Origin of the sequence: Nostoc sp. ChiQUE02 (assembly GCF_034531305.2) — a bacterium.
GTDB lineage: Bacteria > Cyanobacteriota > Cyanobacteriia > Cyanobacteriales > Nostocaceae > Nostoc.
Window position 1 is genome coordinate 138,187 of record NZ_JAVRBN020000015.1, and the last position, 18,184, is coordinate 156,370.

Below are 18,184 nucleotides of genomic sequence, written 5' to 3' on the forward strand. Positions count from 1 at the left end.
ATAATGTAAATCAAATCACATAAGCTTATGGAGCCAGACTCTTTACAAACCGAGGTGATTTTGACACACCCGCGTGAGTCCCTCGGTAGAGTGCAACTTGATTGGACACCCCAACCCGGAAACTATCTCGATTTTGAAGGTAAAACCTACGCGGTTTTAGAGCGCCGCCATAGATATCAACTTAAAGCTGGGCGCTACCGCTTGCATAATATTGCTATTTATGTACAGTCTGCTAAACGACCATCTGAGAAAAGTTTGGTTGAGGGACGTTGGGTAATCGGTGATGCCACCTGCTGCTACAATGCTCATTCAGAAATTATTCGCTGTGCAGTCAACCCAGACGGCCCTTGCGAATCTTGCCGCTTTTATGAAAAGTTAGGAGCCATTTAATTTTGGATTTTAGATTTTAGATTTTTCCTTTAATCCAAAATCCAAAATTCAAGTTGTGCTGGAAGCGCACCTTTGGTGCGACCCAAAATCTAAAATTGCCAACCCCTCAACTTCCCGCACCAAAAACTTCTCCCACAGTTAAGCGGGTACCATTCACAAAATCCCATCCCGACTGGGGACGTTTACCAGCTAGCTGAACCTCTCGCAACAGCAACAAACCTTCCCCAGTTTGGACAATCGCCCCAATTCCTTTAACAATGCTCACTACAACTCCCGGTGTGTCTGATATGTTTGACAAATCAGACAATTTATGAATTAATTCTTGTAATTCTGGTGGAAGATCGCGAGCGCCTACAGAACCAAGGGGAGCAGAAGCGGTGATTTTTAGTAGGTTGTCACGAAAGGTAGCCGTGCAGTTAGGGTAAAAGCCTCTGATTTGATTGTGTAATTGGATCGCGCTTTTTGACCAATCCAAACCATAATCTTGTTTTTGAATCAGAGGTGCATAAGTAGCTGCTAAATTATCTTGAGGAATTGGTTGAATTTCCTGGCGTTGCAACTTCAATAGAGTTTCTATTAACAAATCCCCACCGATCGCAGCTAGTCTTTCGGCTAAATCTTGGGTATTATCCAGTAATCCAATCGGTGTAGTGGCTATTTGTAGCATTGGGCCGGTATCCATTCCCACATCCATTAACATGGTTGTGATCCCCGTTTCCCTCTCACCGTTATACAAACACCACTGAATCGGCGCTGCACCGCGATATTTAGGTAAAATCGAGCCATGCACATTAATGCAGCCTAATTTTGGCATATTCAAGATTTTTGACGATAAAATCTGTCCATAAGCGACAACAACAAACACATCTGCGTCTGATTGTTTGAGTTGGGTTAAAGTTTCAGTGTCTTTTTTCACCCGTTCGGGTTGCCATACTGGTAAGTTGTGAGCAGTAGCGATCGCTTTTACTGGTGAAGGGGTCAGTTTATTTCCGCGTTCCCGGCGTTTATCTGGTTGGGTGACAACTGCTAACACCTCAAATTCTGAATGATTCAATAACTTTTCCAGCGTGGGCACAGCAAACTGGGGTGTACCAAAAAATACGATTTTCATTAATAATTAGTTGTTAATCGTTAGTCATTAGACTTCTTGCAGAAGTGCGGAAAAGGGTAAGGGGGCAAGGGATGGAATTTTCCCTTTCCCTTTGCCTCTTACCCTACAGGATTGCAAAAGTTCCTTTTGCACTCCTGTCTATTAGTTAATGGTAAGTGCGCCCCTGATAACTGACAACATTTAAGTTGCATGTTGAAACAGAATTCACCAAGCCAGGATTTAGCAGCCTCCTGTATTCTGGACAGTAGTTGCAAAACAGAGTTGATTTGCTATAAAAAATATCGGCTGTTTGGTGGTACAATATCTTCGTATTCGTGAAACCAAAGGCTGCTTGATTAACTTAATAGCTAAGTTTACAAGTGTAACAGCTAGTATTAACTGCATCTACCTTTAGTGAGCCTAATCACTTAGTGGTTTTTCGTCACGAACCGCTAGAGCATCTACCGAGTAAATTTTGTTGTGTTCCTGATCGTTTTCCCAAAATTGACTTTAAATGCAGTTGGGTTTCTAAAAAAAATATTGCATCTTTTAGCTATTTTTGTAGTTTAGATTGCAATTTCTAAATTTGGGTTGCTGACAACAATATTTTTTGAGTATGATGTATTATGCGTCCGCTTCCCCAGGTTTTTAATTAACGCCTCACGTTTACCATCATGAGGGTTAGCGCTGTCATATCTAGCGTATAACCTGGCTTCTTTGCTGCGTACTAGTGAACGCTAGTACGATCCCCAATAGCCAAGTTATCTAACTCTTGGTTGCCAGCGTTATTCGCCTAATGTATACCCAGCATTTCCCTTAACCAATACCTGTTTTTGGTCTTATTGGGTATAGCAACATTATATATCGTGTAGTAATTACTGAGTTCTCAGCATATTTACTATACTCGCATATTTTTACAGAAAAATATTCAGTACCTGAGTAATAAAAGGTGTAGACAATGATACTTAATTTTTGTAAAACTCTGCAAACTTTGAAGAAATTATCTAGTCATTGCTTTTAGTTTCTTGTTATACATATAATTACCGCCTGCCCCATTGCTGTATAGGTATTGCTTCTCACATAGCAACCGCCCCCTCTAGAGAGTCTACAAATGCTTAAACCCCTTTTGCTGTCAGGATGGTTCCGCGCGCAACCATTTCTCAATTACGTTGTCGTTGTGATATTGATTGCACCCTTGCTAGGGGCATCGGGTCACTCGAACTCAGTAAGATCAGAAGTAGCTAAACTAACTTCGATAACTGGAGAGTCTGACTCTGTATTAAAGGAAATAGCTGTAGTTGGGGAACCTGAGATAGCCGAAATATTAAAAACAGATCAAATCAACTCCTCAACAGAAAAATTTGATTCTGTGCCAACACAAAGTACTGCTGTCCAGGAACCGCAAGTATTACCAGCGGATAAAATTGAGCCTTTGCCTCAAATAGATGTAGATACTTATCTATCAAGCAGCGATTTAACTGTTCCTGATACTTTGGCAGCAGTTGAACTCGCACCATTAACAGATGTTCCTGTTAGTCAACTTAATTTAGTACGAAAACTCAAAGCTGCTAATGTCAAGTCTTTGAAAGGACAAAAAAAATCTTTCTCGAAAGAAAAGTTTTTTACTAAATCATTGACAGCAACTCAAGTAGCACCAACTCTTAGAGAATCACAACCAAACACAACTACGGAAATACCTGCTACTGAACCAGTTGATGAGTCCCAAGCAGAACAAATAGATCCTATAGGTAGTCCTCATCCTATTCCTTGGAAATGGATTACAGCTACTCAAGAGGCAATTGGTTCTAAGGGTGGTTCTGGAGTGCGTCACTATCGCAGCATACCCGTGGTTTCTCCAGATGGTAAATATGCTGTTTATAGCCGGGTGCAACTAGAAGTAAAACCCCAAATGTATAACAGCCGTGTCACCAGCGTTCTGTTTGTCCAAGATATGCAAACCAAGAAATTGTGGGTGATGGCTTCAACGACTCCTGTTAGCGATCCTTTATTAAAGGTAAAGGCTATAAAGGCGGTGGCGTCAGAAGAAACTGATACGAATGGTCAGATTGGGGTATTAGTTCCAGTTAGCTGGTCAGAAAAAGGCGATCGCTTCTTAGCACGCAAGTTTGAAGGTATATTTAACACAGGTGATTCTACAGATAGTGCAGTGATTTGGGATCGGCAAAAAAATCACGCTAACACAGTAGCTCCAGCTAATGAGGAAGAACATGAGAAAATCGCCGTATTGTTAGGCTGGAGTAAAAGCCAACCAGATAACGTGTTGTTCCGTGCAGGTGAATTGGGCGAGGAAAACTGGCCACTAATGCAAGTTGCTAATGATGGCAAAACTGTAACAACAACAAACGACGATCAGCCGATTACTTTTGGTAAAAAGGTTACAGAAATTTGGGCAGGCCCACAAGTTGCTTATCGATAATTTAGGGAAAGAAAATCTTAATAATTTCCCTTTCATGAGCCGCATTTATTGTCAGTAAGGCTTAGGACAGTGACCGACTAGGTTACTCCTGAGTCTTTCCAAGCTGCTTTATAGCATCCAGCATCACTTTTGCAACCACAAGCAAAACTCCAATCGGCACTGCTAGAGAACAAAATATTTTAATAGCATCTCCCAAGCTAGATTGAGCAGGTGCAGTGGTTGCAATAATAGTGTTTTAAGGTTTGGTGCGATCGTACCAAACCTTTACGATTTGTCCCTTGTTAAATTGAGGATCTCTGGGACAATTTTTACGCCTTGAATCTTGACAAGGACGGCATTTTATAACGCAAGGCTCACTTTGTTCTTCATACTGCTGACCTTGAACCGTAAATTGAATCACCGGGTTTAAGACCTCCACCAAATTGAAAATTTGGTGGTCTTCAATCAGTCGCGGGTCTGAATCCCCGACTGATTGATTCTGACTCCTGAATTCTGACTTCTGAATTCTTCTTCAACAAGGTATTCAAAAACTACATGGTAATAGTCGGATTCCTAAGAAAAAGCCCCAAGGAGGTAAATTAAGTTATGAGGATAAAAAGAGCAATCAAGAATTAGCCAAAATTAGAGTTTTAGGTGAGCATGTAAATCGCAAGCTGAAGGTATTTAAAATTTTGTCTCTGACTTATAGAAATCGTCGAAAACGATTTAGTTTGCGGTTTAATCTGATTGCTGCTCTCTACAATTATGAGCTTCATCTCACCCAAACCCAATCTTCCTGAGCGACTTTTGCAAGAGGTCTATTGTAACAACTATCACCCCAAACAAAGCAGCCAGCCCGATAAAAATCGAAGCAGATACAAGCAAAATGATCCGAAAAAAGCTTACTTGAAGGCGTGACATACAAGCTTAAATATAGTCTCGATAATACCTGTATGTAAGTATATTTAGCTAAAATATTGTGCTATCTCAACTCATCTGACGTAGAATCTTTTTTTGTAAATACTTTTAATTAATCCAAAAGTTGGTATGATTTATCGGAATTGAGGATGATTTCACTACATCCTAAATATGAAATACTTAAAATTAAAATTACACAGGCTTATCACCTCTTTCCCACTCAGGTATAGCACCTTTCACCCGGCGGATAGGTAAGTTGGCAATCAAAGCTGTAGTTCGCTGGTTGCTTTCTAAGGAGAACTCCAAGCCCTCTGTCTCAATTTCTACATAGCGACAGACTACATCTAGGATTTCTTTCCGCATTTTTTCCAACGTTTGAGGATCTAAGTCAGCGCGATCGTGAGCAATCACCAATTGCAGGCGACGTTTAACTTGAGTTCGACTGCTATCAGGACCGCGAGAAAAAAGTCGTTCTAGAAGTTCAATCATTACGAATAGGTCTGGGGCGGAGACTGGAAAAGTAAGTTAAACAATCTTTGTCCACAACAACCTTCGTAGACGGGCGAAGATGCTGTCTTGGGACGAGTCGATCTCCAGAAATTCGACACTTTCCCCTTCTAATCTACGAGCAATGTTCTCAAAGGCTGTGGCAGCTAAAGAGGGATTTTCCGCTAAAACTAAGGGTTCGCCGCGATTGGTAGATACAATAACACGCTCGTCGTCAGGGATTACCCCGATCAGGGGAATGGCGAGAAGTTCCTGAACATCTTGCACTGACATCATATCATTTGCCTGCACCATTGCGGGTCTGATGCGGTTAATTATTAAATGAACACGCTTGATACCTTGTGCTTCTAGTAAACCTACTACCCGGTCAGCATCACGAACTGAGGAAATTTCTGGTGTGCTGACAACTAGAGCTTCTTTTGCCGGGCCGATCGCATTTTTAAACCCATTTTCAATGCCGGCAGGGCTATCAATAATCACGTACTGATATTTTTGCGCTAGTGCATTCACCAATAACTTCATCTGTTCAGGCGTGACTGCATCTTTGGAGCGATTTTGGGCTGCCGGCAGGAGTACGAGATTTGGTTGGCGCTTATCTTTCACCAAGGCTTGTTCTAGGCGGCACTCTCTGGCTAAGACTTCTACCGCAGTATAGACGATGCGGTTTTCCAACCCTAGCAGCAAATCCAAATTTCTCAGACCAAAATCCGCATCAACCAAGGCAACTTGACGCCCCATTTTGGCTAAAGCCATGCCCAGATTTGCTGAAACGGTGGTTTTACCCACTCCTCCTTTGCCGGAGGTAATCACAATAATGCGAGTCATGATAGAAATGCGGTCAATAAGGGTTCAGGAAATATAAAACAGTAAATTGCAGTATAAAGTATGAAGTATCGTATCAAGTATGAAGAAATATCTGGTCTCCCTGATGATGGCGAGGCATGAATATTTGTCTTATTTCATCCTTACTTATATACTTCATTCTTTAAGTAAATATTTATGGCTCTTGATTGCTCTTGGTGAATTGGTTTCTGGAAAAATCAGTAGCCCTAGCGATGCGAATTCCTTGGGGCGTAATATGTGCCACCTCTGGAGAAAACTGCATTGGCGGTTTTTCTGGTGCCCTAGCTACAGCATCTGCGATCCGCAATTGGGTTGGTTCCATTTGCAAGGCCATAATCAGACACTCACGATTGCCTCCAGCACCAGCATGAGCAATTCCACGTAGGCGACCCCAGATAATAATATCTCCATCTGCAATTACAATACCACCTGGGTTTAAATCTCCCAAGAGAATTACTGTACCAGGATGACGAATTTCTACTCCAGAACGGACTGTCATTTCCAGATAGAGGGCATCTGCCTGGGGTATGGCTGTAGCCGTTGGTTCAGAAACTAGGGAAGTTACGGGCTGTAATTGTTCTACAGAATACCCAGATGTTACGGCAGCGATCGCAGTTTGCCGACGACTCGTCGAGACAGAGATGAGCCGGAGTTGGACTTCACTTAAAGCCTCGGCGAGTTCTTGGAGTTGTCTCGCATCTACTAGGCGGTCTTGTGCTATTAGATGCACAGGGGTATTAGATATCCGGAAGCGATCGCCTGCATTCAGACGTTGCCTTATTTGTTGCCAAATATCAGACCAACTCAGTTCTGAGGCAGATCCTTGAGATTCCGGAGGCAAAATTAATAATAGTCGTCCCTCCTTACTTTTTAACTGGACTTGAGTATTATCATTTACACGATGCCCTGGTATTGCTGATTCATTGGGATTTAAATCAGTAAGGATAAAATCTGATGCGACATCAGTATTTGACTCTACATCCGGGTTAGCAGGATTTGACTCTACATCCGCAAGGACAGTATTTGATTTTAAATAAAGAAGGACAGATTTTAACTCAGCATCCGGGAGGATAGAATCTGACTCTACATCAGAAACAGTAGGATTTACCTCTACCTCAGAAAGGATAGAGTTTGATTCTGCATTAGGAAGTGCAGAATTTGACTTTAGATTGGGAATCGTAGAATCAGAAGTCATGCAGTACTAGCCAAAAGACAAGGGACACTCCGAATAATTACTAATATTAGATCAGTTGTAAAATTCAACAACATTCTCAAACCAGAAAGTGCAGAGTGCCGAGTCCTGAGTCATAAAGACAAAATTTTGCTTCTTTACTACCCTACAACAATTCTTATACTCCGCACTCAGCAAGAACTCTGTTCGGTGACTCGTGACTCAAAACTGTTTAGTTAACCTCTGATAAATTGTCCCCAAGGCATCAGCATCGCCGACGTTACCAGGAAACAGCACCACAGGCAAATTAGGAAACTGAGGATGATCGGATGGCGTTAATACCATTGAACAACCAGCTAAAATTTGACCTAGTAAACGGGCTGAAGTTAAAGCTAGTCCAGTACTCAAGACATCGTTTGAAGTAATACCACCCTTGCTGATTAAGAATCCTATATCAGATGGTAAACCACGGACAATATCCATCAATAAACCTGAAACTTTTGCCCCAAACTCCAATCGTGTGTTGACATCTTTAAAACTCAGTTCCTGACGGCTAGTATAAACCACTGGTGTTTTGCCAGCTTCGTGTGCCGCCCGTGTACTTTCTTTGATTTCAGTTAGCAATGCCGCAGATTGATTTGCATCATCAAGTAATCGTGCTACATTCACTTCGATTCCTACTGTTCCTTCTACTTGCAACAGCGCTTCTAATTGCTGAGTAGTCTTTTTGACATGAGAACCAACAATCACTGCACCTGGTTTGCCTTGTCGCACGTACTGTGCCATATTTTCAGCAGCAATAGGTTGGGGTGGTAATGCGGCTAAAGCCGTTAAAATACTTGCTGCACTGCGAAATAGAAAGCGTTTCCCTTGACTTGCTGCTGCTAATATATCTACTGCAAAGCGGTTGAGATCGTCTTGAGTTTCACCATCTACAACAGCGCACTCATTACCATTAAGTTGTAACAACCGTTCCAAACTACCAGCACGAATATCAGCTAGGAGAAACCTTTCTACAGCTTCGGCACTAATTCGTCCTTGAGTCTTTTCTTCGACGTACTTGGGTAAGTAACTGTGATGGTAGCTGAAGACTGAATCATGGGCAAATTCGGTTTCATGGACTGGGGTAGGTACACCGCCAATAATTAAGTAATGCACACTGTCGCGGGTGATGCGTCCGCCTTCAAAAAAAGCTGGTACAAGAAAATGAGCATCAAAAGGGCCGAGTTCTTGTGCGATCGCATCAGTTTCAATAGGATAATGTCCCCGCAAAGTAGAATCAGAACGGCTGACAATCAAAAAATCGTCAATTCCTTCAGCATTCAAAGCGATTTTCAGGTTCTGACAAACTTCTGTGGTGACAGATGCAGCTGACTCTGGCGTTAGCGATCTAGTATTAGTCAGCACAAAGAAAATTGGCGAATCATCCTGTAACCCGCCGCGTAGAGTGTCTACATCCCAGTGCATTAGCAGCAAGCAGCTGTGGACTGTTTGAGAACCCGTCGGGTCATCATCCAAGACAATTATTTTGGGTCTGTTGCTCATTTAAGTCAACGGGGCGATTGTTTTTTAAGAAAGTCATCAGCAAAGAAAAACTCTACTCAGCCTTTGTGCAATTTTCTGATTTCTGCTTGGACATCGATCGCAATTTGCAATGATTGATTTAGCAGTTGAGCGTATTCGCCTGCTTGACTACTAACTTGTAAAGCTTGCAGACTGGCTAAATTATTGACAAATAACTCTTGGTTATTAGCAAGCAATTTTTTATTATCTCGCAAAATTCGTTCCGTTTTCAGAGCGCGGACTAAATCTTCTCTAATCAGTTGCAGGGCAGCGGTTACTTTATCTCGGTCATGGATACTGCTTTCTACGTTTCCTGATGCTGCCAATTGGTCATTAATATCTATGGCGCTAATCAGGTCATGATATTTATCAACTTCATCTAAAAGTATTGTCAGTCCTTCGGGGCAGGACAACTGCCGCCACAGCCATCGCCCCACTAATATCGGCATTGGCACTAAAATTAGTAGAAGAATTCCTAGTCGAATTGAAGAACCAATTGTCGGCAGAATAATAAACGCATAAACAAAGCCCACAATTATTGGCGTTAACGCCAGCGTTACCAGCATTTCATTGATCAAAAACCCTAATCGCTTTTTGCTATCTCGCAAAACAGAGGGACGAAAAACGTCTTCTGGATCGAAGCCAGTCAAACGTCTCAGTTCCCCCTTGCTAATTTCCAAGCCTATTAAATCCGGCTGCACTGCTCGATAACTCCTATGGAAGCCCAAGTTGCGTATTTATTTTAATCGGGTTTGGTAGAGAAGCAATGGGTGGTTACGTATAGTTATGATAAAAAGCAGACTGTGCAACACAATTAAATAAAGTTAAAAAGTATTTGCACTTATTTTCTGTTCATTTTGGATACAATGCAGTACTTAATCTAGGCGATCGCGTTTAAGCGCACATCAAGTTGAGTATTATGACCTCAGAACAACGTTTAATAACTTTTGATGTTGCAACTGCTGAAAATGCCTCCTCGCAGATAGGCGCAAAACTAAATTATCGACCGCAAGGCGCTGATACCAGTATCGATGCCGATATTTATCTGTTTTCCCAGTTGCGAAAACTCTCACTTGAACAACGAATAAAAATGTTCGCAGCTCATGAACGTGGGATAAAAAAACTTTGCCTTGCCATCATATTTGCCAAATTGCACTAGTTCTACTTAGGAAACCAGTTTTCATCTAAAATTTGTTCTAAAAAGCCAAGAAGTGTAATAGGGAATTAATCAATGGGAAGTTTTGAGCGATCGCTTGCTTCTTGGTAGCACGCATCAAAAATTTCTCAGATGCGATCACTCCTGGAGTAATTCTTCAATAGCTTCCCATTACTCAGGGCAAAAGTCATCTGTGGAATTATCAAGCGCTTGACGCAGAAGCAATAATCCCTGTTTGTAGAGGTTAGTTGTCATAACATCAAAGACAAGCAGAACTTAGTTGTGTTCAGGACTTATACCACTAAAGGTTTCAACGTCAGCTACTTTGGTGTTTCAACAAAAATGGATAAAGTTGAGCTAAGGTGCAAGACCAATTTAATACTGTACCGTGTGAGGATCTTCAACTAGCGTTCAAGGTTTGGGTTGTAGCCTTGGGCTGCTAATGCTACATACTCAGCATTCCTCATGCTGAGGTTATGAATTTGATTCAAGGTGAAATATCACAAATATTCCTTAAGTCTAAATTAAAGCTTACTCAAAGAATGAGGTTTTAATTTAGCAAGTCATTGAGAATATACGAGATCCCATTGATCAATCTCCAAATTCTCAGCCCTATAAATTGATTATTACTGAGGGGAAAAATGGCTAAAACTAAAGCAACAGACATTCTTTCATTAATTGAAGCAGAACATCGCCAAGTTGAGAAACTTTTTGCGGAAGCAGAAAAGGCTAAAGGTGCAAAATTAGTTGAGCAGTTCAATCAAATCTATATAGCATTGAGCTTACATGCTAGAACTGAAGAATTAGTCTTCTACCCAGCTTTGCGAGAATACGAAGAAACTGAACAATATGTTGAAGAAGCTGAAGAAGAACATGAAGAAGTTTCAGTGATTTTAGAGGAGATTAAGGCGCTTAAGCCTACTGACTCTGAGTTTAAAGAAAAAATGAGTGAATTGCAGGAAACAGTTGCTCATCATGTAGAAGAAGAAGAAAGCGAAATTTTTAATGCTGTGCGCGAATGTATGAGCGAGCAAGAGCTAACTGAATTGGGTCAGGAATTTCAGGAAACTAAAGCTAAATTGATGCCAGATATAGAAGCTGCATTAGCAACATAATAATGCCATTTTTCTAAATGTTTCTATAAACAGTTAGTTACAAAATGCACGTAATTGGTGCGTTCAAATTACCAAGCTATTCCTTCATGAGAGAGTATAAATATGACTGCTGCAAATAGTAAGGGCAAAATTCGTTATGCCGTTGTTGGTTTAGGTTGGTTTGCCCAACAAGCCGCCTTACCTTCCTTTGTCCACGCCGAAAATTCGGAATTAGTCGCATTGGTTTCAGATGATCCCACTAAAAACGAAGAACTGAGCAAAAAGTATCGTATTGAGCATACTTATTCCTACGAGGAGTATGAGGACTGTCTGGCAAGCGGCGAGATTGATGCAGTTTATATTGCGCTGCCCAATCACTTGCATTGCGACTACACTGTGCGGGCTGCTAATCAGGCAATTCATGTGTTATGTGAGAAGCCAATGGCAACCACTGAACAAGAGTGTGAGGCAATGATTAAAGCTGCCAATGACAACAATGTGAAGCTGATGATTGCCTACCGCTTACATTTAGAAGAAGCCAATTTACAAGCAGTCGAAATTGTGCGCTCAAAGCAAATTGGTGAACCACGGATTTTCAACTCAGTTTTTACTCAGCAAGTAGAAGAAGGCAATATTCGTTTACGAGATGTCACTGGTGGTGGCACGCTCTATGATATTGGCATCTACTGCATTAATGCTGCACGTTATCTATTGCAAGATGAACCAATTGAAGTATTTGCTGTAGCTGCCAATAAGGGAGAACAACGTTTTAGTGAAGTCGAAGAAATGACTAGCGTCATCTTGCGTTTTCCCAATGAGCGATTGGCAACATTTACCTGTAGCTTTGGAGGGGCAAGTGTTTCAACCTATCAGATTGTAGGTACTCAAGGCGATTTACGAGTAAATCCTGCATATCCTTGGCAGGGAGAAATCAAGCATTACCTAACAATTAATGGTGAAACTCAAGAGCGTACCTTTGAGGCTCACGATCAACTAGCAGCTGAATTTACCTACTTCTCTGATTGTATTCTCGAAGATAAAGATCCAGAACCATCTGGGACGGAAGGGTTGATTGATGTTTCTATCATTCAAGCGCTTTACCAGTCAATTGAGACGGGTCAACCTGTGCAGATCCAAACTCGCGCTCGCCATCAACGCCCCACATCGGCTCAAACTATTGAGCATCCTCCTCTTGACGAGAAGCCAGACTTGATTCATGCTGCTGCACCTTCTGGGCAGTCGTAAGCTAGGTTGAAGTATCCTTGACCAAATAATATTAGCTTGGTGAGACAAGTTGAAGTTGCTCTGAGCAACTGGTTAAATGTAGGCAAACTTTCGCCACAGTGTACTAGTCATGTTGTAGCGATCGCCCAAGAAAAAAAGGCAGATAAATCAATGGCGGATTAAGTAAAATTACTACCGATAATGATTTATTCTGCCTTATGAACAACTAAGTATAAAAATTTAAGGATAAAGACCTCTGTCAGTCAGCGCCTGCGCCACTCTACCCACCCCTAAGGTGTAAGCTGCTAACCTTAAAGGAATTTGGCGCACCTCTGACTGGTGAATCACCTTACGGTAGGCTTGCACCATCAAATGTTCCATTTCGCGGTTGACGCGCTCTTCATCCCAAAATACGTAAGAAAGACCCTGTACCCACTCCAAATAACTGACTACCACACCGCCAGCATTCGCCAAGATGTCCGGTAGTACTGTCACGCCCCGCGCCTCTAACGCCAAGTTAGCCTCAAGGGTAATCGGGCCGTTAGCTGCTTCTGCGACAATTTGCGCCTGCACCTGATTCACATTTTCTTTAGTGATCTGGTTTTCTAAAGCTGCTGGTATTAAGACATCGCAGGGTAAAGTTAATAAATCTGCATTGCTAATTGGTACAGATTGCGGGAAACCCACAATACTCTTGCGATTTTCAGCAGCGTAGACTTTCAACTTGGGAATATCAAGACCAACTTCGGAAAATATTCCCCCAGCACCAGTTGAAACAGCGATAATTTTCGCGCCTGCTTCATATAGTAATTCCGCTGCGGCACTACCAACGTTACCGAAACCCTGGATAACTACTCGCACTCCTGCCAAGGATTTACCTTGATCTGCCAGTGCCTGACGGACAATAATCATCACACCACGTCCAGTGGCCATTTCGCGTCCCAGAGAACCACCAATAGAAAGCGGTTTCCCAGTCACAACTCCTGGTACAGCATGACCAACATTTACAGAGTAAGTGTCCATCATCCAAGCCATCTCACGGGCCGAAGTACCCATATCCGGTGCAGGAATATCTACAGAAGGCCCAATATCTTTAATCAACTCGCTGATATAACGGCGGCTGATTCGCTCTAATTCACCAACACTGTAGCGTTTTGGATCTATAGGAATGCCACCCTTACCACCACCGTAAGGAATACCTAACAAGGCACATTTCCAAGTCATTAGCATTGCTAGAGCAGATACTTCCCGCAGTGTTACAGCTGGATGGTAACGAATTCCGCCCTTGTAGGGGCCTAAGACATCGGAGTGCTGTACCCGGTGTCCAGCGAGAACCTGTATTTCTCCATCATCTAGTTTCACAGGAATGGAAACCGTGACAACCTTGCGCGGGTGACTGAGAATTTCCAGCAAACCCTGATTTAAATTTAATTCTTTAGCTGCCGCTTCTAAGTAGCTACAGGCTTGGTCAAATGGACATATATGTGCTGGAGAAGCAGGTTCTGACAGCAACAGGGATTTTGAAATCATAAAATTTTCTCCTAATCACGGTATCTTTACGAACCGGATATCATCTGTATTTAGCTTATCCTTTTTTTTTGGAAAATAGAAATTTTGTAGTTTTTGTTACAGATTTATATTTTATATCCTGCTATAGATGCAAATCAATATGCGGACTAATGGATTATATAGATAGGACTTACGCACAAGAGATTCCCCAACCCCCTTAAAAAGTTGGCTCTTAAGATCCCCCTTTAAGGAAGGTTAGGGATGATCAAGGTTTCAGGTTTTCAATGCGTAAATCCTGATAGATTCTAAATACCGTGCCTTTTAAGGAACTCCAAAAAATAAATTATCCAATCTTGGTCAGATAGTTAAACCCACAAGTTTTTACCTTGCTAACGCGATCGCTGCATTCTGTCCACCAAAGCCAAAACTGCAACATAGTACCTGCCTAATTTTACTTAGACGTGCAGATGTAAGGATATCTAAGTCAAACTCTGGCTGCTGCAATCCTACACAAGGTGGTAAAATTTGATGCTTTAATGCCATAAGAGAAAAAGTCACACCTAAAGCTCCAGATGCTCCTAGTGTGTGGCCTGTACTTCCCTTGGTGGAACTAACTGCTACCCCTTGGGGAAACAAACGCTGGATTACCATGCTCTCCATTTGGTCATTTAACTGGGTAGCTGTGCCATGAGCATGAATGTAATGGATATCGGCTGGTGATAAACAACTACGTTCTAGACATTGTTTAATGGCAGCGATCGCACTTTTCCCTTCAGGTTCTGGTGAATTACTATGATATGCATCGTTAGTTAAGCCGAAACCAAGAATTTCACCATACACTTTTGCTTGACGCTGTTTTGCCAACTCTGCTGATTCCAAGACAAACACAGCTGCGCCTTCGCCTAACACTAAGCCTTCTCGGTGCAAATCAAAAGGATAAGCCCCAGTTTTCGCCAAAGCACCCATCTGCTGAAACCCAGCTAAAGTTAAGGGTGTAATTGGTGCTTCCACTGCGCCAGCGATCGCCTGTTGACATTGCCCAGTTTGTATAAGTAAAGCCGCTTGGGCAATAGACCAAATTCCAGTTGCACAAGCTGCCATCGGTGCCAAAACTATCCCAGATGCACCAATTTGTCTTGCAGCTGCGATCGCATTCATGTGAGGTAATATCTCTAACCAATTTCCAAAAGAGGAAACGGGCAAATTTGACGCGTCGTTATACATTTGCCGCGCCAGCATCTCCCAAGACGCTTGATAAGAGCGACTCGATCCAATGACTACAGCACAATCAGCTAAAGGTGAAACTAACCCAGAATCTTGCAAAGCAGAAGAAACAACCATCCGAGTCAACATTGCCAACTCAGATGGTTGTTGACCAATCAAACCTAGAGGAAGTGGTTTTATTTCTGGAAATGGCTGATGTAACCTAATTCCAGATTTACCTGCTATCAGATTTTTCCAGCTATCCTCTAAACTTCCACCCAAGGCGGAAACTAGGCCAATACCAGTGACAAGAACTTTCACTAAATTTAGGAGTTAGGAGTTAAAAGTTAGGAGTTAGTAGTTATTCTCCCCCTGCTCCCCCTGCTCTCTTCCTCCTACTGTCCTGGTGCTTTCAGATTTTCAGCACCTTGGGTAACTTTAGCAGAGTCAATGCGATCGCCTTGCTGAATTTTGTTTACGACATCAAAGCCTTGAGTGACATTGCCAAACACGGCGTAGTTACCATCCAAAAATGCTAGATCCGCTAAAGCAAAGTAAAACTGGGCAGAAGCAGAGTCTGGTGATTGCGATCGCGCCATCGCTACTGCACCCTGTTTATGGGGCAATACGACAGCTTGAGCAGTAGCATCAAATGGTTTATTGTAAATCGGAGTATCTGAACCTTTAGCCTTAATTTCTAAAGGTATATAACGAGCATTTCCCGTTTTTGGGTCAATATAGCTACCAGTTCCTAGTTGATCTGCTGGAACTTTCGGGTCTTTGCTTTTGGGATCGCCCCCTTGAACTACAAACGGTTGGGGTTCGCGCACAACTCGATGGAAAGCTAAACCATCGTACACACCCTTTTGCACTAAATCTACGAAGTTGCCAGCTGTAATGGGGGCATCAGTGCCGTCTACTTCGATAGTAATCGGCGAACCTTTAACCGTCAGCACCACAGTAGCCTTGCCTTCGAGCCGTGGTAAATCTGTAATTCCAGGAATACTCTCACTACTAGTTTGAGATACAGATGTTGCTTCAGTAGTTGTCTTGGTGCTTCCCTCGCTTGTGGTCGAGGTAGCTGTCGAGGATGGAGAAGACGTATTAGAAGCAACTTGCTGTGTTGAACATCCTCCCAACATCAAGGTACTGATGAGCACAAGAGAAAGCAAAAATTGTGAAAATTTTAACCGCATTGCCAGTTACTGATTTAACCACAGTATCTTATCGTTTTGAGAGGCATTGGAGATTAGGGATTAGGGACTGGGGATTGGAGATTAGGGATTTAGGAATTGGGCATTGAAAAGAAGCAGAAGGGCGGTGTGCAGGGGCAGAGGGAAAAACTCTTCTCCCTTGCTCCCTGCCCCCTTGCTTCTTCCCCAGTTCCCAATTCCTTATAATCCTTCTAGTGACACTCCCAAAAAGCGGGCTAACTTTGCGCCTTCTTTTTCCAACTCTGTTAAAGATAACGGTTGTCCAACCCGTGTTAATGGTATATCTCGCCGGCCCTTAATGCGTAGATAGAGGGCGCGACGGGGATTAAGACCTTCTTTTACAGCTATTCGCACAGATTGTACATCTTCTATGCGGCTATCAATCTCAATTCGGCGGTTTTTGCCAGGAAACCCCCAACGGAAGATTTTGATTGTGCCTGTTTCCTGATTAAATTCGTTGTAACCGCCTCCAACATCCAATAAAATCACTAGCCACAGGTATGTGGCTAATAGCAAGCCAGCAGTGCCATATAACCCCATCACCAATCCTTGGGGGACAAACACCAGTTGAGTTGGATCGGAAACTATGAGTAAATTAACTTTTAAATAACTAGATATCCCAGCCAATAAAAAGCCGCCCGCTCCCAAGGTAACGATAGTTGCCCACCAGTAGTTACTGAAGCGACGAGAACCGAGAACATTTTGATGCAGGAGGCGATCGCCTTTGTTAATCGTTGTTGATGCCGTCATTGAACTACCATTGCCCGTGAGATATTCGCTGTGACATACTCGCACACTGAATGCTTTTGCATAGAGTGTGGGCATCTGTGCCAATCCAGCTATTGCTTAGGAGGCACTGAGAGCTACGTTTTAAGTCCACGGGATACCCTGCCGCAGACTATGAATTTTTTACCCTGTACCCTACAAATTTTACTGTCCCGGATGATACTGGCTTACTTGCACTATGGGACAAACCATTTAGGCTATTTGTATTAGTCAAGATGTGCCAACTCCCTTTCCCATTGTCCAACGTTTCACATAGGTTTTCCAAGAGGTGTATCAACGACCGTGGCGGTTAAGTTAACCATCCACATTTTACCAAACATTGTTGACAAAAACTCAACTGCGCTTCTTCCTAGTTCCTGCTACCCATATAATTTGTTAGGGCACGTTATATAATTTCTTTACTCAATCGCTGATAAAAATTCTTTCACCTCTGCTGCTCTGTTCCCCTCTCCCTGACTGTTTTTCACCTCTTGGGAATGAGTTACCCACCTACTTCCATCTTGACTAAATTTTGTTAGATTTCTGAGAAAAGTTGTGTCAAATTGTAAAATTTCTGATATTCATATTATTTATAAGGTTCGTGTTTCATACCTGATTTACTTCTGTGTATCAGGCAAAAACCCTGACTAGTGTGATAAGTTAAGAATCATTAAGTTACCACAAGCTAGATTACTAGCCGATGGTACGTGTAATGGCATAAAGAAAGAGAAATGCTGATTTCATAAATCGGTAAGCTCTCAGAATCTCAGTTGCTTTTATGCTGTTGAGATTGTCAAAAAAAAACGTTAATTCCTCACGGCAGTCGGTTACACTGGCTCTCCGCACTGTCTTAGAAACGTTGCAATTTTAGTAAAAAAAGAGGATTTTAGTCCGATGACCATCGCAGTTGGACGCGCCCCCGGTAGAGGGTGGTTTGACGTTCTCGACGACTGGCTCAAGCGCGATCGCTTCGTATTCGTAGGTTGGTCAGGGATACTGTTATTTCCCTGCGCCTTCCTAGCACTAGGCGGTTGGCTGACCGGCACCACCTTCGTCACCTCTTGGTACACCCACGGATTAGCCTCCTCCTACCTAGAAGGTGCTAACTTCCTGACAGTGGC

16 protein-coding genes and 2 pseudogenes are annotated in these 18,184 nt (G+C 42.5%); 8 read left to right on the top strand and 10 right to left on the bottom strand.

What is annotated here, in order from left to right:
• Nucleotides 1-27 precede the first annotated feature (27 nt).
• Nucleotides 28-390, top strand: a complete 363-nt coding sequence (locus RM347_RS17540) for a DUF6464 family protein (RefSeq protein ID WP_099070131.1) — start codon at nt 28-30, stop codon at nt 388-390.
• Nucleotides 391-496: 106 nt separating this feature from the next.
• On the opposite strand, the gene fmt is transcribed toward RM347_RS17540, so the two are convergent.
• Nucleotides 497-1,501 carry a methionyl-tRNA formyltransferase gene (gene fmt, locus RM347_RS17545; protein ID WP_322720704.1) on the bottom strand — a complete coding sequence of 335 codons (1,005 nt, stop codon included), beginning with the start codon at nt 1,499-1,501 and terminating at the stop codon, nt 497-499.
• Nucleotides 1,502-2,591: 1,090 nt separating this feature from the next.
• Between fmt and RM347_RS17550 the strand changes: the two genes are divergently transcribed.
• Together RM347_RS17550 and RM347_RS17555 are read left to right on the top strand one after the other, a co-directional pair.
• Nucleotides 2,592-3,917 carry a hypothetical protein gene (locus RM347_RS17550; protein WP_322720705.1) on the top strand — a complete coding sequence of 442 codons (1,326 nt, stop codon included), beginning with the start codon at nt 2,592-2,594 and terminating at the stop codon, nt 3,915-3,917.
• Nucleotides 3,918-4,432: 515 nt separating this feature from the next.
• Nucleotides 4,433-4,696 (top strand): annotated as a pseudogene (locus tag RM347_RS17555) (transposase family protein); the annotation flags it as partial.
• Between the two features lie 310 nt (nt 4,697-5,006).
• Here the strand turns inward: RM347_RS17555 and minE are convergent.
• The 5 genes from minE to RM347_RS17580 all read right to left on the bottom strand — a co-directional run bounded on the left by minE (nt 5,007) and on the right by RM347_RS17580 (nt 9,599).
• Nucleotides 5,007-5,303 carry a cell division topological specificity factor MinE gene (minE, locus tag RM347_RS17560; protein ID WP_322720706.1) on the bottom strand — a complete coding sequence of 99 codons (297 nt, stop codon included), beginning with the start codon at nt 5,301-5,303 and terminating at the stop codon, nt 5,007-5,009.
• A gap of 36 nt (nt 5,304-5,339) precedes the next feature.
• The gene (gene minD / locus RM347_RS17565) at nt 5,340-6,146 is read right to left on the bottom strand and encodes a septum site-determining protein MinD (RefSeq protein WP_012410009.1); all 807 of its coding nucleotides are present in this window, start codon (nt 6,144-6,146) and stop codon (nt 5,340-5,342) included.
• Between the two features lie 172 nt (nt 6,147-6,318).
• On the bottom strand, nt 6,319-7,359 hold the full coding sequence (gene minC, locus RM347_RS17570; protein WP_322720707.1) for a septum site-determining protein MinC: 1,041 nt from the start codon (nt 7,357-7,359) through the stop codon (nt 6,319-6,321).
• A 198-nt stretch (nt 7,360-7,557) separates the two neighbouring features.
• Nucleotides 7,558-8,880, bottom strand: coding sequence for a four-carbon acid sugar kinase family protein (locus RM347_RS17575; RefSeq protein WP_322720709.1), 1,323 nt, complete (start codon nt 8,878-8,880; stop codon nt 7,558-7,560).
• 56 nt (nt 8,881-8,936) lie between these two features.
• A complete protein-coding gene (locus RM347_RS17580; RefSeq protein WP_322720711.1) occupies nt 8,937-9,599 on the bottom strand; it encodes a hypothetical protein in 663 nt (220 codons plus the stop codon).
• Nucleotides 9,600-9,817: 218 nt separating this feature from the next.
• Here RM347_RS17580 and RM347_RS17585 point away from each other — a divergent pair, with 218 nt between their 5' ends.
• The 4 genes from RM347_RS17585 (at nt 9,818) to RM347_RS17600 (ending at nt 12,555) form a co-directional block, all read left to right on the top strand.
• Nucleotides 9,818-10,057: a hypothetical protein gene (locus RM347_RS17585; protein WP_322720713.1), complete on the top strand. Its 240-nt coding sequence runs from the start codon at nt 9,818-9,820 to the stop codon at nt 10,055-10,057.
• 638 nt (nt 10,058-10,695) lie between these two features.
• On the top strand, nt 10,696-11,169 hold the full coding sequence (locus tag RM347_RS17590; protein ID WP_322720715.1) for a hemerythrin domain-containing protein: 474 nt from the start codon (nt 10,696-10,698) through the stop codon (nt 11,167-11,169).
• A 102-nt stretch (nt 11,170-11,271) separates the two neighbouring features.
• Nucleotides 11,272-12,393 (top strand): Gfo/Idh/MocA family oxidoreductase, encoded by a 1,122-nt coding sequence (locus RM347_RS17595; protein WP_322720717.1) that lies wholly within the window; start codon nt 11,272-11,274, stop codon nt 12,391-12,393.
• A gap of 36 nt (nt 12,394-12,429) precedes the next feature.
• Nucleotides 12,430-12,555, top strand: coding sequence for a hypothetical protein (locus RM347_RS17600; RefSeq protein WP_322720719.1), 126 nt, complete (start codon nt 12,430-12,432; stop codon nt 12,553-12,555).
• Nucleotides 12,556-12,612: 57 nt separating this feature from the next.
• Here the strand turns inward: RM347_RS17600 and RM347_RS17605 are convergent, their stop codons facing one another.
• From RM347_RS17605 to RM347_RS17620, 4 genes are all read right to left on the bottom strand, one after another.
• Complete coding sequence (locus RM347_RS17605) at nt 12,613-13,902, bottom strand: Glu/Leu/Phe/Val family dehydrogenase (RefSeq protein WP_322720720.1); 1,290 nt, start codon at nt 13,900-13,902, stop codon at nt 12,613-12,615.
• 360 nt (nt 13,903-14,262) lie between these two features.
• On the bottom strand, nt 14,263-15,405 hold the full coding sequence (locus RM347_RS17610) for a beta-ketoacyl-ACP synthase (protein WP_322720722.1): 1,143 nt from the start codon (nt 15,403-15,405) through the stop codon (nt 14,263-14,265).
• Between the two features lie 74 nt (nt 15,406-15,479).
• Nucleotides 15,480-16,280: a peptidylprolyl isomerase gene (locus RM347_RS17615; protein ID WP_322720724.1), complete on the bottom strand. Its 801-nt coding sequence runs from the start codon at nt 16,278-16,280 to the stop codon at nt 15,480-15,482.
• A 198-nt stretch (nt 16,281-16,478) separates the two neighbouring features.
• The gene (locus tag RM347_RS17620) at nt 16,479-17,048 is read right to left on the bottom strand and encodes a photosystem I assembly protein Ycf4 (protein WP_322720726.1); all 570 of its coding nucleotides are present in this window, start codon (nt 17,046-17,048) and stop codon (nt 16,479-16,481) included.
• Nucleotides 17,049-17,957: 909 nt separating this feature from the next.
• Between RM347_RS17620 and RM347_RS17625 the strand changes: the two are divergent.
• Nucleotides 17,958-18,184 (top strand): annotated as a pseudogene (locus tag RM347_RS17625) (photosystem II D2 protein (photosystem q(a) protein)); the annotation flags it as partial.